14 protein-coding genes and 1 pseudogene are annotated in these 13,727 nt (G+C 54.9%); 7 read left to right on the forward strand and 8 right to left on the reverse strand.

All coding sequences use genetic code 11. The features are described from left to right. Positions 1-340 (reverse strand): annotated as a pseudogene (locus H096_RS11665) (MFS transporter); the annotation flags it as partial. Positions 341-625: 285 nt separating this feature from the next. Here H096_RS11665 and H096_RS33875 point away from each other — a divergent pair. Then, a complete protein-coding gene (locus tag H096_RS33875; RefSeq protein ID WP_099169014.1) occupies positions 626-757 on the forward strand; it encodes a YHYH domain-containing protein in 132 nt (43 codons plus the stop codon). Positions 758-861: 104 nt separating this feature from the next. Here H096_RS33875 and chrA read toward each other — a convergent pair whose 3' ends face one another. The 7 genes from chrA to H096_RS11700 all read right to left on the reverse strand — a co-directional run bounded on the left by chrA (position 862) and on the right by H096_RS11700 (position 7,014). Further along, on the reverse strand, positions 862-2,220 hold the full coding sequence (chrA, locus tag H096_RS11670) for a chromate efflux transporter (RefSeq protein WP_033898332.1): 1,359 nt from the start codon (positions 2,218-2,220) through the stop codon (positions 862-864). Next, positions 2,213-3,157 carry a chromate resistance protein ChrB domain-containing protein gene (locus H096_RS11675; RefSeq protein ID WP_033898333.1) on the reverse strand — a complete coding sequence of 315 codons (945 nt, stop codon included), beginning with the start codon at positions 3,155-3,157 and terminating at the stop codon, positions 2,213-2,215. Before H096_RS11675 ends, chrA begins: the two co-directional genes overlap by 8 nt. 132 nt (positions 3,158-3,289) lie before the next feature. Next, positions 3,290-3,766: a hypothetical protein gene (locus H096_RS11680; RefSeq protein WP_032894812.1), complete on the reverse strand. Its 477-nt coding sequence runs from the start codon at positions 3,764-3,766 to the stop codon at positions 3,290-3,292. Continuing rightward, positions 3,763-3,972: a hypothetical protein gene (locus H096_RS11685; protein WP_033898334.1), complete on the reverse strand. Its 210-nt coding sequence runs from the start codon at positions 3,970-3,972 to the stop codon at positions 3,763-3,765. The genes H096_RS11680 and H096_RS11685 overlap by 4 nt, the downstream gene beginning before the upstream one ends. A gap of 191 nt (positions 3,973-4,163) precedes the next feature. Continuing rightward, positions 4,164-4,844, reverse strand: coding sequence for a competence protein CoiA family protein (locus tag H096_RS11690; RefSeq protein ID WP_033898335.1), 681 nt, complete (start codon positions 4,842-4,844; stop codon positions 4,164-4,166). A 205-nt stretch (positions 4,845-5,049) separates the two neighbouring features. Beyond that, positions 5,050-5,391, reverse strand: coding sequence for a hypothetical protein (locus H096_RS11695; protein WP_051422008.1), 342 nt, complete (start codon positions 5,389-5,391; stop codon positions 5,050-5,052). A gap of 750 nt (positions 5,392-6,141) precedes the next feature. Further along, positions 6,142-7,014, reverse strand: coding sequence for a WYL domain-containing protein (locus tag H096_RS11700; protein ID WP_033898336.1), 873 nt, complete (start codon positions 7,012-7,014; stop codon positions 6,142-6,144). A 119-nt stretch (positions 7,015-7,133) separates the two neighbouring features. Between H096_RS11700 and H096_RS11705 the strand changes: the two genes are divergently transcribed. The 6 genes from H096_RS11705 to brxC all read left to right on the forward strand — a co-directional run bounded on the left by H096_RS11705 (position 7,134) and on the right by brxC (position 13,692). Then, on the forward strand, positions 7,134-7,391 hold the full coding sequence (locus tag H096_RS11705; RefSeq protein ID WP_033898341.1) for a hypothetical protein: 258 nt from the start codon (positions 7,134-7,136) through the stop codon (positions 7,389-7,391). A 10-nt stretch (positions 7,392-7,401) separates the two neighbouring features. Beyond that, positions 7,402-8,454 (forward strand): ADP-ribosylglycohydrolase family protein, encoded by a 1,053-nt coding sequence (locus H096_RS11710; RefSeq protein ID WP_033898343.1) that lies wholly within the window; start codon positions 7,402-7,404, stop codon positions 8,452-8,454. Positions 8,455-8,662: 208 nt separating this feature from the next. Beyond that, positions 8,663-8,866 (forward strand): helix-turn-helix domain-containing protein, encoded by a 204-nt coding sequence (locus H096_RS11715; protein ID WP_033898344.1) that lies wholly within the window; start codon positions 8,663-8,665, stop codon positions 8,864-8,866. After that, positions 8,859-9,470 carry a DUF1819 family protein gene (locus tag H096_RS11720; protein ID WP_033898345.1) on the forward strand — a complete coding sequence of 204 codons (612 nt, stop codon included), beginning with the start codon at positions 8,859-8,861 and terminating at the stop codon, positions 9,468-9,470. Before H096_RS11715 ends, H096_RS11720 begins: the two co-directional genes overlap by 8 nt. Next, positions 9,467-10,123 (forward strand): DUF1788 domain-containing protein, encoded by a 657-nt coding sequence (locus H096_RS11725; RefSeq protein WP_033898346.1) that lies wholly within the window; start codon positions 9,467-9,469, stop codon positions 10,121-10,123. The genes H096_RS11720 and H096_RS11725 overlap by 4 nt, the downstream gene beginning before the upstream one ends. 11 nt (positions 10,124-10,134) lie before the next feature. Next, positions 10,135-13,692 carry a BREX system P-loop protein BrxC gene (gene brxC, locus H096_RS11730; RefSeq protein ID WP_033898350.1) on the forward strand — a complete coding sequence of 1,186 codons (3,558 nt, stop codon included), beginning with the start codon at positions 10,135-10,137 and terminating at the stop codon, positions 13,690-13,692. Positions 13,693-13,727: the final 35 nt, after the last annotated feature.

The raw sequence follows: 13,727 nt of genomic DNA on the forward strand, positions 1-13,727 counted from the left end.
CTGCCGAAGCGGACTGAAGGACGAAAATCAGCACGTAGATTTGCCAGATTTCCGTTACAAACGGCAGTGCAAGTGCGACCAGTGCTCGCACAAGATCCAGTGAAACCAGCATTGCCCGACGCGGTAGACGTTCTGCAAAAGCCGCTGCAATCGGTGCAACGCCGATGTATGCCGTCATCTTGATTGCTAACGCCGTACCTAGGACGGCGCCGGCTTGGGCTCCTGCGAGGTCGAACGCCAGTAGTCCTAATGCGACAGTGGCAAGACCAGTCCCCACAAGCGCAATCACTTGTGCGAGAAAGAGGTGGCGGTAGGTTCGATTGGCTAAGATTTTCAGCATGAGAAATCTCACATAAGGACACACGCGCCCAGTTGGTTGCCGAGCTTTTCTCGAATTAACAAAGCGACGAGTTGTTCGCTTATCGAGGATTCGTATCCCCCTGGGGGGGATATGAAGTCATCCTAAACTAGAGCCGGCATTAGCTCAAGAAGCAGCCGATCAGTCGCTCATCGAATATTTGCGAAATCAAGCAGGATGCGCTTGCTCGGTGAAGGCACTTAGCCATACGCTGCCGGGCGTGAGACCTCTCACGGATATAAAAATATGAGCAAGGAGCAGACCCTGATGAAGCTGTCCGCCATTTTGATCGCCGCTTTACTTTCGATTACGTCCGTTGCTGCCTTCTCGCACAGCGGCGGTACTGATTCAAAAGGTTGCCATCGAAACCATAAAACCAACGACTACCACTGCCATTAAATGGCAAAAGCCCAGCGTCAGGCTGGGCTTTGGTGTGAGCTGGTCACTTCAGATCTGAAGGGGCCTGGGTGTCTGACGGACGCTGTTTAATCCGCTCGTGATAGCTAGCGCAACAGATGTACTGCTAGACCAGCGAGCGCACAGGCCATCAGTACCTGAATGACGCCGCGCTTGAAGCGGAACAATGCTATTGCCGCTGCGATGGCGATTACTGCTGAAGGCCAGTCGAGGTTGCCGCTGAAGCCTTTCGGCCAAAGCACGTGATACCCGAAGAAGCACGCCAGATTGAGGATCACCCCAACTACGGCGGCGGTGATGGCGGTAAGCGGTGCAGTGAACTTGAGTTCGTTGTGGGTCGACTCAACCAGAGGGCCACCCGCAAGGATGAACAGGAACGAAGGTAAGAAGGTGAACCAGGTCACCAGGGCAGCTGCGACAGCTCCGGCCAGAAACACCTGATCAGCCCCGAACACTTGCGAGACATAGGCCCCGACGAAGCCGACGAAAGCCACCACCATGATCAGCGGCCCTGGCGTGGTTTCCCCCAGCGCAAGGCCGTCGATCATCTGTGTCGGGGTTAGCCAGCCATAGTGACCGACTGCGCCTTGATAGACATACGGCAGTACGGCATAAGCCCCGCCGAAGGTCAGCAATGCAGCTTTGGTAAAGAACCAGCTCATCTGGGTCAGGGTTCCTTCCCACCCAAAGAGCGCGGTCAAAACACCCATCGGCAAAGCCCATAGCACGGCACTAATCAGTGCGAGTGAGGCCAATTTCAACCAGCTGAACCGAGCATGTTCGGGGGACGGCGTGTCGTCATCGATTAAGGCCGGGCCGAAGGATTTTTTGGCGGCGCTATGGCCACCGGCTCTGAATTTTTCGGGTGCCATTCGCCCCCCGAAATAGCCAATCAACGCTGCCCCTAAGACGATCAGCGGGAACGGAACATTGAATGCAAAGATGGCGGCAAATGAAGCCGCTGCTATCGCCCACAGCCAATTATTCTTCAGTGCCCGAGAGCCGATTCTATGCGCCGCCTGCACCACGATGGCCGTCACGGCGGGCTTGATGCCGTAGAAAAGTCCGGCTACCACGGGTACTTCGCCGAACGCGATGTACATCCACGACAGCGCGATCAGGATGAATAGTGAGGGCAGCACAAACAGCGCGCCGGCGACCACGCCTCCCCACGTTCGATGCATCAGCCAACCAATGTAAGTCGCCAGTTGCTGAGCCTCGGGCCCTGGCAACAACATGCAGTAATTGAGGGCATGTAGAAATCTGCGTTCTGAAATCCAGCGTCGCCGCTCCACCAACTCCTGATGCATGATCGAGATCTGGCCCGCAGGCCCGCCGAAGCTAATGAAACCGAGCTTCAACCAGAACCAGAACGCCTCACGCAGACTAATCTGTTCAGGCCTCAACGGATTCGCTTCAACCTCTGGTGCCATAACTTTACTCATTGGGTTGCTCCTCTTTCACAAACCCGGCGAGCAGGCCGTCGAAGATGGCGCTCGCGGCAGCCAGAAGTTGGTCGTCGTCGGAAATGGTCTCTCGCAGCCCAGCAAGCACCCGCTGAATCCCGGCAGCCTCCACCGGCTGAATATCGCCAACATCGAGGTAATGCACAAGGGCAGCAATGCGACCTAGACCTTGTATCTGGATTTGAAAACTGGCCTGTAGGGTTTCAAAGGTGACGCGGTTACCAACATGGCTGAAGGTTGCGTCATCAAAATCAAACCCCAAGGCGTTGACTGGGCAGTCCTGTGGAGTGTTCAGCCAGACGATCTGAGCTTGCGGGTCGATGAAGCGGCGGATCAACCAGGCACAGGCGAGCCGGTCGACCCAGGGACGTTTACGCGTTGCCCAGATACGGCCCTGATAATCGCTGAGATTGAGTACCGATATCGGTTGATTACTGCTGTGCGGCTCATCCGGCGACAGGGCTCTACTGACTGCCGTCTCTAACTCCTGTAGAGCCGCATCAATCTGGTGCTTTGGTTCACCTGGGAAGTAATCGATGCTCGCTATCTGATCGTAGGCTTTGCGCAGCTTGCGGATTTGTTTGGTCGTCGCCAGCGCATTTTCAGCATTCAACTGCTCACGGCAGCCTTCGATCTCTCCACCAAGTTTGGTGTAGTCATCCTTGCGGTCGAAAAACTCGATAAAGCGCTCACCGTTGGGATCAACTACAGGCAGGAGGTAGGCGGTGCCATTGATGGCCAATATGTCTCGTTCGACAGAAGTCAGAGCTTCGCGGCAAGCGCTGGTATCAGGGAGCAGGTAAACACCGTCACGGAGTACAGCGGCACCTGAAGCTTTCAAGGCACGCCAGGCTCGCATGCGCTCGGTGGCGTTGGCGGTGGGTAAGCCAAGGATCAATGCGAGCCAATTTTTCATGTAGGAATATCTACTCGATATGTAGTAATCGCTACGCTACTCCTTGCTGCAAGGCTTGGGAAGCGGTGCTCAACAAAAGCAGTTGTTCAGAGGGCATTCGGAAGAAGGAACAGACACGCAGACTTGCGGTGGTCATTGCGAGCGAAGCCAAGCTTCCATTTTTTGCAACCTTCCTCTACGTAAAAGCACCGGTTTCCCTAAATCCAACATCACCAACAATCCCTGCCTTTCGCATGTTGAAGGGAACCAATCAGCGATTTCGACGTTGCAGCGTTTGGCGTCACCTACCGCCCACTTAATAATCATGTCTGCTGCGGCACGGTAGTGATCCGCCATGAACAGCCTTTTGCCGTCTTCTGACCAGCCTCTCATCGCAAGCTCGTCGGTTACGTCGATGAGTCCAGCGTCTCCAAAGAAATCGGTCGTATCTGGATAATGAATACCTGCCAAGGACACCTTGGCCACGCCGGATTTTCGGTCGAAGTAAGACAGGAAATGCCATCCTCCCGTTGTACTACCTGGATCTGGAAAATTGATCGCAGCTTTGCCAGTGATGTAGTGCGTGCGGGAAACGCGTTTGAGATCAAAATCGAAAAGCGGCTGGTTCATGGGAGTGTTTTGAGCCGGGCCAGCCCCTGTTTGATATGACCAGCGTTCTCACCAATTGTGTAAAGCGCACCACGGACGTTGTCGCCGACTTCCGCATGTCCCTGGGCTTCCACCTGGAGGGTCAGCTCCATGAGCGCAGCCTCAAGGGCCAGCTGGTTTTGGTACATCCTTTCCAGCACATCTGATAGCGAGTATTCACTGGGCATCTACATGGACTCCTTGATGTCGACCCAGCATAGCTCGATGATGAGTCAGCAAGTGTCTTGCGGGTATAGGCATACCCTGAGAGCACCTTATGAGCGTCCCGTCCCTAAGTAGTCTCAAGGTGTTTGATTTGCAAGCTAGAACAGCAAGAAGCCCGAAGGACAGAGATGCCCGCTAGACACTTGGTCGGTTTTTATTGACCCGCCGTACCGGATTTATCAGAGGCCGGGCCTCCATTGAAGCTAAAATCGGTGGTGCCGTTGGTGATCCATTCGACCAGCTTTTCCTTGTGAGTGTAAGCCACCACTCCACGTTTTTGAGTCGGATCGAATCTTAAGACGCGCCATATACCGAAATCGGGGCCGAAGTCGATGAACACGGGTTTGGAAACCCACCAGCGAGCAAAAAGCTTGCTGCGGGAATGCCAGCTAAATGAAGCCAGTCCATTCTCCGACACTTTCGACAAACCCATTCTGAAGTTGTACCTGTCGAACTCAGTCCGCGTGCCATCGATCACCCAGATCATATTTTGATAGTAGTTTTGCCTCGCGATTACCTCTTCAGGATGTATCGTCGATCTCTGAAACTCAATAACCATCCCTGAAGGCGTTCGGACATCTGCTATATGTCTCTCCCCTGAGGACGCTTGCAACACAACTTCCTGCCACTCGGTTGGGAACATATTCTTCCAATCGCGATGCCATGCCGTTTCCGTTTCCCACCACGGATCGCAATTGTCCAAACGTTTATGAGCCCAATGCCAGACGACATGGTTCCCGCATTTAGCGACAGTCTGGGAACCACAAAAACTGCAAACACCACGTGCTTTTGGAGTGGCCTCTACACGAGCGCCTTCAAGCAATGAGTATTTCATTTTCTTCCTTGATGATAAAAATGAGGGGCGGTAGCTCTTAACTTCCTAGTTGTCAGTACCTTGTGACCCACAGGACGAAAGACAAATATCTGAACACGGTAGTCGTCGTGTCGCTCTGGCCTCTTTCAACAATTGCTCAGCGTACATAGCCGGATCATCATCTGGCAGCGGGTAGCCTGCAGCAGATAGAGCTTCGGCGCGCTCTTCAATGAGCAGACGCTCGGGATCGCGAACCGTTTGGTAGGCTCTGCATGCATAACGAAACGTCCGCTACGCCGCCCCCAACCATGGCCACCGCCGTACCGATACCAGGAATGACGCCTGCCAAGGACGTTGCACCGCCGGTGGCCGCTGCCATTTTGGAGTAGCGCTCGATGATCTTGTCAGTAACCAGCACCTGGATGCGCTCGCCGCTGGCATCCGGCTCTGCCTTGCGGACCTGGCCTTCATACTGAGAGACCAGTTCCCGGGCGTCCTTGGGCGTGATGGCAATGGCCTCGACAAGTTTCATCAGAGAGGAGCCGTTGTCTTCCTTTTCTTCCGTCATGTGAAACCTCTGTCCGTGTGCTGACTAAAAATTCTGGGGCGCAGATAGAGATGTGTTCAATTTCGCCCTTTTCTCAAGGACAGGAATGACAAGGACTCTCCGCCGGACGCTAATAGTGGCACTTGGCTTCTTTTAGGTAAACTGCAATATCTGGTAAGCCCGGTCCGTCCCCACTTATCAGTGAAGACGGGCCTGATCGCGAAAGACTGCAAAGCGGTCGTCCTTGTCGGTCATTACAACGCCGAATCGTGCCCTGTTTTCAGCGTTCTGGTTTCAGCGCCATCCAACAACACCGTATCCACCAACGCCTGGCCATCTCGGCCGAATGTAAGACCGACCACAACAATCCTTGCTGCACATCAACGTACTGTCACAGGCGGCATTGGTCGTGTCGCAGGTACACTTCAAATGCAGAGAGGCGTGGGTCAGGGCATCTTTGGCATTGATGCAGGCATGGACAGAGAAGAGTAGTTCATCGCCTGCATCGCACGAGCCAAGGTGTAGTTGTCAATGATGGCTGAGTTAGGACCGTTTCTAGCGCACTCACAAGACTCTTCGTTTGTCATTGAAAGTGGAACCCCCAAGCGAGTTAGGTTTTCAGCCGGGAAGACGGGCTCGTGATTTGCAGAGCTGCCTTTGAAGCCGCATTGGAGTATCTGCGCATTCACGGTCATCACGCCGGTAACCCGTGTGCAATTGAGTCGGGACTGCCCAATTGAAAACACTCATATTGAGCAAGGCCCTGCTGGTTCACTCGTACAACCAAGGCTTCAACTCATCCAGATTCTTCACCACGATCTGCTGCGCCGCCGCTTTGGGATCGAGCTTTTTCGGATCGATCTGAAAGCGTTGCAACACGTACTTGACCAGGGCTCGGCGTGTCGGAATGACCAGCAAGCCATCTAGCATCCCGAAGTCGGCTTCGATGATCGCCTTCTGTTCCGGCTTGAGGCGTGAGTCGGGTTCGATGATCACGGCCACTTCGGTGTTCCAGTCTTCGTCCCCGCCGATGAGGTTCTCAGTCTTGCGTTCGAACTCCGGTTGGCCGCGCAAACGACTCAGCACAAAATCCCGATATTCACGATTCTTCTCGCAATACGCCCGCACATGCCAGCGCATGCCGGTGTAGACCAGGGTGTGTGGCGCAATCAGGCGTGTTTCCGGAGACGGATTGGCGAGTGAAACGTATTCGATTTCAATAACCTCGCTGTCGCGGCAAGCCTTGAGCAATGGGCGCAACACTTCGGGTCTGATCGTCCGGTCCGGCACTTCCAGGACCATGGTGTGGGCATACGCCAGGGCCAACCCTTCGACATGAGGTGCGCGGGAATGGGTCTGGTTCAGCAGGTGTAGATAGGCGCTGGCGCTGTCGTCAATGAACAGTGGTTTGAACAGTTTGCTCGGCACATAGCCCTTGAGCTGCTTGTCATATGTCAAGTTTCGGGGCGCATGTTCGGTGATGTAGGTATTGATGTCTTTGGACGCCTGCTGGCGGCTGATGCCAAAGCTCTGGATCAAGTGCCCCGTGGTCAATCGGCCCTCCCACCAGGCAACGGTCTCAATCAAACGGTAGCGAAGTGCCAGGTCCCAGCGGACTTGTTCGATGGACTGCTTGCGTTTCATAACCTCTCCATGTGCGCGAATACTTTACCTGTACAAGTCTACATTCTAGACCTGTCACTAAACACTACATATCGTGTGTTTGTCTTTTAGATGAATCGAATTCACGGAAGGAAGTGGGCATGAGTATGTCGGAAGCAGTTTCGACGGGTGCATTGGTGATGATGGGGGCAATCCTGCTGGTGCTTCTGCTGCAGTGTCTGAGGTTACGTGAACTCTGGCAAATGGCTCTTGGCTTCCAAAAGGACGTGCGCTGGTCGCGGATTTGGGAAATGGAAAACCGGGAACTGCGTTCGGCGCTGCGAGCTGAGAAAGAGCACATCGAGCAGTTGCAAAGAAAGCTGGTGATTTTGCAGGAATTGATCCCGGCAGAGGGATAAGGGAAAGGACATGAACAGACTTGAACGGATCAAAGGCTGTCTGCTGGGCGGTGCCGTCGGCGATGCGTTGGGCGCCCCGGTGGAGTTCCTCGAATGGCCTGCAATCGAAGCTAAATTCGGTCCACAAGGTATTGTTGATTTTGCCCCTGCTTTCGGTATCACCGGCGCCATCACCGACGACACGCAGATGATGCTCTTCACGGCCGAAGGCTTACTGCGGGCTTATGTGCGCGGCAGTTCGCGAGGGATTTGCCACGTTCCCAGCATTATCCATGATGCATTGCTGCGCTGGTTGATGACCCAGGATTACCCTACGGCGATGCCTGTCAGCAGGGATGGGTGGCTGATCGAGCAACCGGAACTCTGGTCTCGCCGCGCCCCTGGCACTACCTGCCTAGGTGCACTTAAGGCCAGTTCGCGGCTGGGGGCTGTCGCGGAGAACAACAGTAAAGGCTGCGGCGCCGTGATGCGTGTCGCTCCCTGTGCGTTCTTTGCCAACGCCTTTGACTATGCTAGCCAGTCCGGGCGGTTGACCCACGGACACCCTACGGGCTACCTGGCGGCTGGGTTGTTCGCCGATATTCTCCAGCGCATTGTCGATCGGCAAGATAGCCTAGAGCACGCAGTCACTCAAAGCTTGGCCAATTACGGGCAAAAGCCCGGTATGGAAGAAACACGTATCCTCATCGAGCGCGTGCTGTTCTTCTTTTACGAAGGCTACCAGCCCACCCCGCAACGCATCGGCGAACTCGGTGGCGGTTGGGTCGCCGAAGAAGCGTTGGCTATTGGACTGTGGTGCGCCCTGACGGCGCGCTCGTTCGAGGAGGGGGTGATCATTGCGGTGAATCACGGTGGCGATAGCGACAGCACCGGGCTGATCGCCGGGCACCTGTTGGGGGTTCAGTATGGTGCTGCGGCGATACCTGCACGTTGGTTCAAACAATTGGAGTTGCGCGAGGTGATTGCGCAGATTGCCGAGGATATTGAGCGCGTTCCGCGTGATTACTGTGGGTATGGCGGAGAGTTCGATCATCTGATCGAGCAGATGTATCCCGGCGGGTGAGGGAACTGATGGCGACGCATTTTCATTTCGCCACTGAGCTATTCGCTGCGTAGGCTTACCAAAGCAAACTCGCTAGGCTGCCCTTTGAAGCCATCTTGAAGTGGCACAGGCATTTGTCAGGCATTAAATCCTGAAAAGCAGCTTTAACCTTATTAAAACCGACAAAAACGGCTAATATCGGCACGTTTTTTTATCGGCAGATTTAGCTATGACTGATCGTTGGCACAGTGTTGATGAAATTGCCGAACACCTCGGCGTCAGCAAGGACACTGTTTATGCATGGATCGCCAAACGCAGCATGCCAGCCCACAAGGTCGGTCGGTTGTGGAAGTTCCAGAAGGTTGAGGTGGATACCTGGGTCAAAGCTGGCGGAGCCAGTGACGAATCGCAACAGGCGCAAAGCGATGGCTGAGCGTTATCGTCTTTCTTTCACCACGGGTGGCCTGTTTTTGCAGGAAGCACCGCTGGTTGTGGAGCGCTATCTAGTGCTGCGTGATTGGAAGCAAACACGGGAGCAGGTGCGTGGTGAGAACCTGTTGCAAGTTCGTACATCAGCTGCTGCTACACGTATCAGTAAGGAGTTGATCGCGCGTCTGGAGCTGTTGGATCCAGAGGAGCTGGAGTTCTTGGTGGATGGCAGCCTGCGCGAGCAAGGCTACCTCCTGTGGGCTGCAACTTGCCGGCGCTATGCTTTCATCCGCGACTTCGCCCGCGAAGTTCTGCGCGAGCATTACCTGCTTATGCGCCGCAAACTCACGACAAGCGATTACGATGCCTTCTGCAATGCCAAAGCTTTGTGGCATGCCGAGCTGGATGAATTGGCTGCGTCCACGCAAAGCAAATTGCGGCAAAACCTGTTCCGCATGTTGCGGGATGCCGACTTGATCAGCGAACAGCACCAGATTCAGCCTGTGTTGATAACTCCAGCGCTGGCCCATTTACTGGCTCGCCACGATAACGAGCAATTGCTGATATTCCCGGCAACTGACCATGAACTTAAAAGGTGGCTGCAATGAGCCAAAAAATCAGTCAGCAGCCGCTGGCAGCCCGCTTTGAACACCTGTTGAACGTCATGAGCGGTCAGCGCTTTCTGGAAATGAAGGGGCTGAATAATGATCTGCCGTTCTACATCTGCGAATTCAAGGCGGCTGAAGCCTTTGAGATACAACGCATGCAGCGGCAACTGGTCAACACGTTGGCCGGTCTGCGTATCAATTGTTTGCAGGGACGTGGTGTAAAGGTATTGGAAATCAGCCTGTACGACCTGACCATCGACCTGCTAAAGGCTCGTGAGGGCAGTGACGAAGGTGTCAGCTTGTGGGAGCAGATCCGGGAGGTTGAGTCAGATGTGGAAAAAGAAGGTCTGCTAGAGCTTTTGCAGGGTGTATTGGACATCAAAGAACACCTGATCCCGGCAATTGGCGAACGTATTGCCCAAGCGGATTACGACGTGCTTTTCCTTTCCGGCATTGGTGAAGTGTTCCCCTATATTCGCTCGCACAACGTACTCAACAACTTACAAAGCACGGCCAAGGACAAGCCCACGGTGATGTTCTTCCCTGGTGAGTATAGGCATTCGCTGGAACAAGGCGCGTCACTGGAGCTGTTCGGTCTTCTGCACGACGACAAGTATTACCGTGCATTCAATATTTTCGAGTCTCAGGTGTAAGGAAGCAGTCAATGGAACTCAACGGCATTTTCAAAAACTCCGTCGGCCGCCCAATTGAAGGAGTGATCAAAGCTGACGACGAGACCAGCCTGTACAACGAGCTGAGCGAATACGTTCTCACTGATGAAGTTGCCAAGCGTCTTGAAAGCTTCCTCGATGCCTACACCGACTACCACCATGCCAATGGCGTCTGGGTGTCCGGTTTCTTCGGCTCGGGTAAGTCGCACCTGTTGAAAATGCTCGCCTTGTTGCTGGAAAACCGTCAGGTCGATGGTAGCACCGCACTGGACATTTTCTTGCCCAAGATCAAGGCCGACGACGAGCTGCTGCGCGCTCAGCTCAAGAAAGCCGCCGCCATCTCCTCGAAAAGCATCCTGTTCAACATCGACCAAAAGGCCGACATCATCAGTAAGACCCAGATCGACGCCTTGCTCTCGGTGTTCGTCAAAGTCTTTAACGAGATGTGCGGTTACTACGGAAAACAGGGTTATATCGCCCAGTTTGAGCGCGATCTTGACAGCCGCGAACTGTTCCGCCCGTTCAGGGACGCCTACCAGAGCGTCGCCAACAAGACCTGGGAGCGTGGTCGCGAACAGGCGCTGCTTGAGTCCGGCAACATCGCCAAGGCCTACGCCCAGATCACTGGTGAAGACCTGGCACAGGCCAAAGGCATCCTCGACAAATACCGCGCCCAGCACAGCGTCTCCATTGAAGACTTCGGCAATCAAGTCAAGGAATGGCTTGACAAGCAGCCGGCCAATTTTCGCCTGAACTTCTTTGTCGATGAGGTCGGTCAGTACATTGCCGACAACACTAAGCTCATGACTAACCTGCAAACCGTGGCTGAAAGCTTGGCGACCAAGTGCCAGGGCCGGGCATGGGTCATTGTCACCGCACAGGAGGATATGGACTCCGTGATGGGCGACATGAGCAAGCAACAAAGCAACGACTTCACCAAGATCCAGGCGCGCTTTGCCAACCGTCTCAAGCTCACCAGTGCCGACGTGGCCGAGGTGATCCAGAAACGCTTGCTGACCAAGAACGATTCCGGTGCCGAGCTGCTGAAAACCATCTACAACCAGCAGCTCAACAACTTCAAAACCCTGTTCGACTTTGCCGACGGCGGACAGCACTACCAGAACTTCCGTGATCTGGAGCACTTCACCTACTGCTACCCCTTCGTGCCGTACCAGTTCCCGCTGTTCCAGTCGGCCATCCGTGGCATATCCATGCACAACGGCTTTGAGGGCAAGGCCAACTCGGTGGGCGAACGCTCCATGCTCGGCGTATTCCGCGAAGTGGCCATGGCTATCGACAACGAGCCAGTCGGCCAGCTGGCCACCTTCGATCGCATGTTCGAAGGCATTCGCGGCGCGCTGAAAAGCGCTATTCAAAGCGCCATCAACAATGCCGAGCGGCACCTTGGCGACCCATACGCGGTGCGCGTGCTCAAAGCATTGTTCTTGGTCAAGTACGTCAAGGAGTTCAAGGCCACTCTGCGCAATCTCAATGTGTTGATGCTGGAGCGTTTTGGCGAAGACATTCCAGCCCAACGCAAGAAGCTGGAAGCGGCACTTAACTTGCTGGAGCAGCAAACCTACATCCAACGCAATGGCGAGCTCTACGAGTACCTGACCGACGAAGAGAAGGACATCGAAGAAGAGATCAAAAACACGGAGATCGAAACTGCCGATGTCATCAAGGAGCTGGAAACCCTGCTGTTTGATGGTGTGATCAAGCAGCGCAAGGTCCGCTATGAAAACGGCCAGGACTACGCCTATACGCGCAAAATGGACGACCGTTCGCTCAGTCGCGAGTTTGAGTTGGCCATCCACATTGTCACTCCGCTTAGTGACAACTTCGATAACCTCACCGTGCAGCGCATGCAGAGCATGGGACGTGATGAGCTGCGCGTGGTGCTGCCGGCTGATGCCCGGTTCATGCAGGATCTCACCCTGCACAAGCGCACTGAGAAATACATCCGACAGAACAGCAGCACCCAACAGGAAGCGGTCAAACGCATCATCGACGCCAAGGGCTTCCAGAACACCGAACGTCTGGCCGAGTTGCAGGATCGTGCCAAGGAGCTGCTCGGCAAAGCGCACTTGATAATTAACGCCGCCGACGTGGAGGCCACCAGCAGCGACGGTCAGGCCCGTATTCTCAAAGGTTTCTACCAGCTGATCGAAACTACTTATCCGAACCTGCGCATGCTGCGCGATGTGCCGTTCAACGAGAACGACATCGGCAAATACCTGCGCCAGGCCCAGGACGGTCTACTTGGCAACGACGCTACTAGCCTGACCGAGCCCGAGCAGGAACTACTGGCCTATATCCAGAGCAATGCTCGCAGCGGTGTGCGCACCACGGTCAAAACCCTGTTGGAGCGCTTCGAGCGCAAGAGCTACGGTTGGTACTACGCGGCCATTCTCTGCAACCTCGCGCTGCTTTGCGCACGTGGCAAGGTGGAGGTGCGGCAGGACAGCAACCCGCTGGAAGGCGACAACCTAGAGCGTAGCTTGCGCAACACCAACGCTCACACTACCTTGGTGCTGGAGCCGCAAATCGAGTTCAGCGCCTCCCAGGTTCGCCATCTCAAAGAATTCTTTGCCGACTTTTTCGACCGTCCCGCCAGCTGCAACGAAGCCCGCGCTCTGGCGCGTGAAACCATCGACGCCATCAAAGAGCTGGAGATTGATTTAGCCGACCTACATGGGCAAAAAGCCTTGTATGGATTCCTCTGCGTGCTAGATGGCGTGATGGCTACCCTCAAGGAAATCGCCGGCAAAAACGCCAGCTGGTTCCTTACCGACCTGTCCCGCGCCTCCGATGCCATGCTCGACACCAAAGAGCAGATCATTGAGCCGCTACGTCGTTTCATGGGTAGTCCGCAAAAAGCTATTTACGATCAGGCTCGCCAACTGGTGCAGGAGCAGGAAGACAATTTCGCCTATGTCGCCACAGGTGAGGTTGAAGCCATCAAGGCATTACTCACCGAGAATAAACCCTGGCAAGGCAACCGCCTGCAGCAGGCCAAACCGCAACTGGAGGCCCTGCAGCAAGCCATTGCTAACCAGCTAACCAGCGAAAAGGCTACTGCAGTCAGCCGGCTTGCCGAGTTGGAGCTGCGTCTGCAGGGGAGCAACGAGTACGGCAGTCTTAAGCCTGAGCAGCAGGCGCAGCTCGCTGCGCCGTTTGTTGAAGCTCGGCAGTCAATGCAAGGGCAGAAGCGTATCGCTATGATCCGCGATCAGCTGCGTGCCTTCGAGGACAACCAATACGCACAGTTACTGCTGAAATTGGAGCGACTGGCTCGTCCGCAACCGGTACCAGATCCAATCCCGCCCGTTTCTCCGCCGCCAGCGGGAAATAAGGGCATCGACTATCCGACGCCGCAAGGCGCAGAACCACCCAAAGTGGCCGAACCGCGCCTGGTGTCCGCACGTACTATTAAGGTGGGTTACAGCAAACCTTGGCTGGCCAGTGAATCCGAGCTGGATGATTACCTACGGCAGCAGCGCGAAGCCTGGCTGAAGGAAATCCAAGCAGGTAACCGCGTACAGATTTGAAACGGACAAGTGCCCCGATCATTTTCGTGAGACCA

The organism is Pseudomonas sp. FH1 (assembly GCF_000510895.2).
GTDB classification, from domain to species: domain Bacteria; phylum Pseudomonadota; class Gammaproteobacteria; order Pseudomonadales; family Pseudomonadaceae; genus Aquipseudomonas; species Aquipseudomonas azotoformans_A.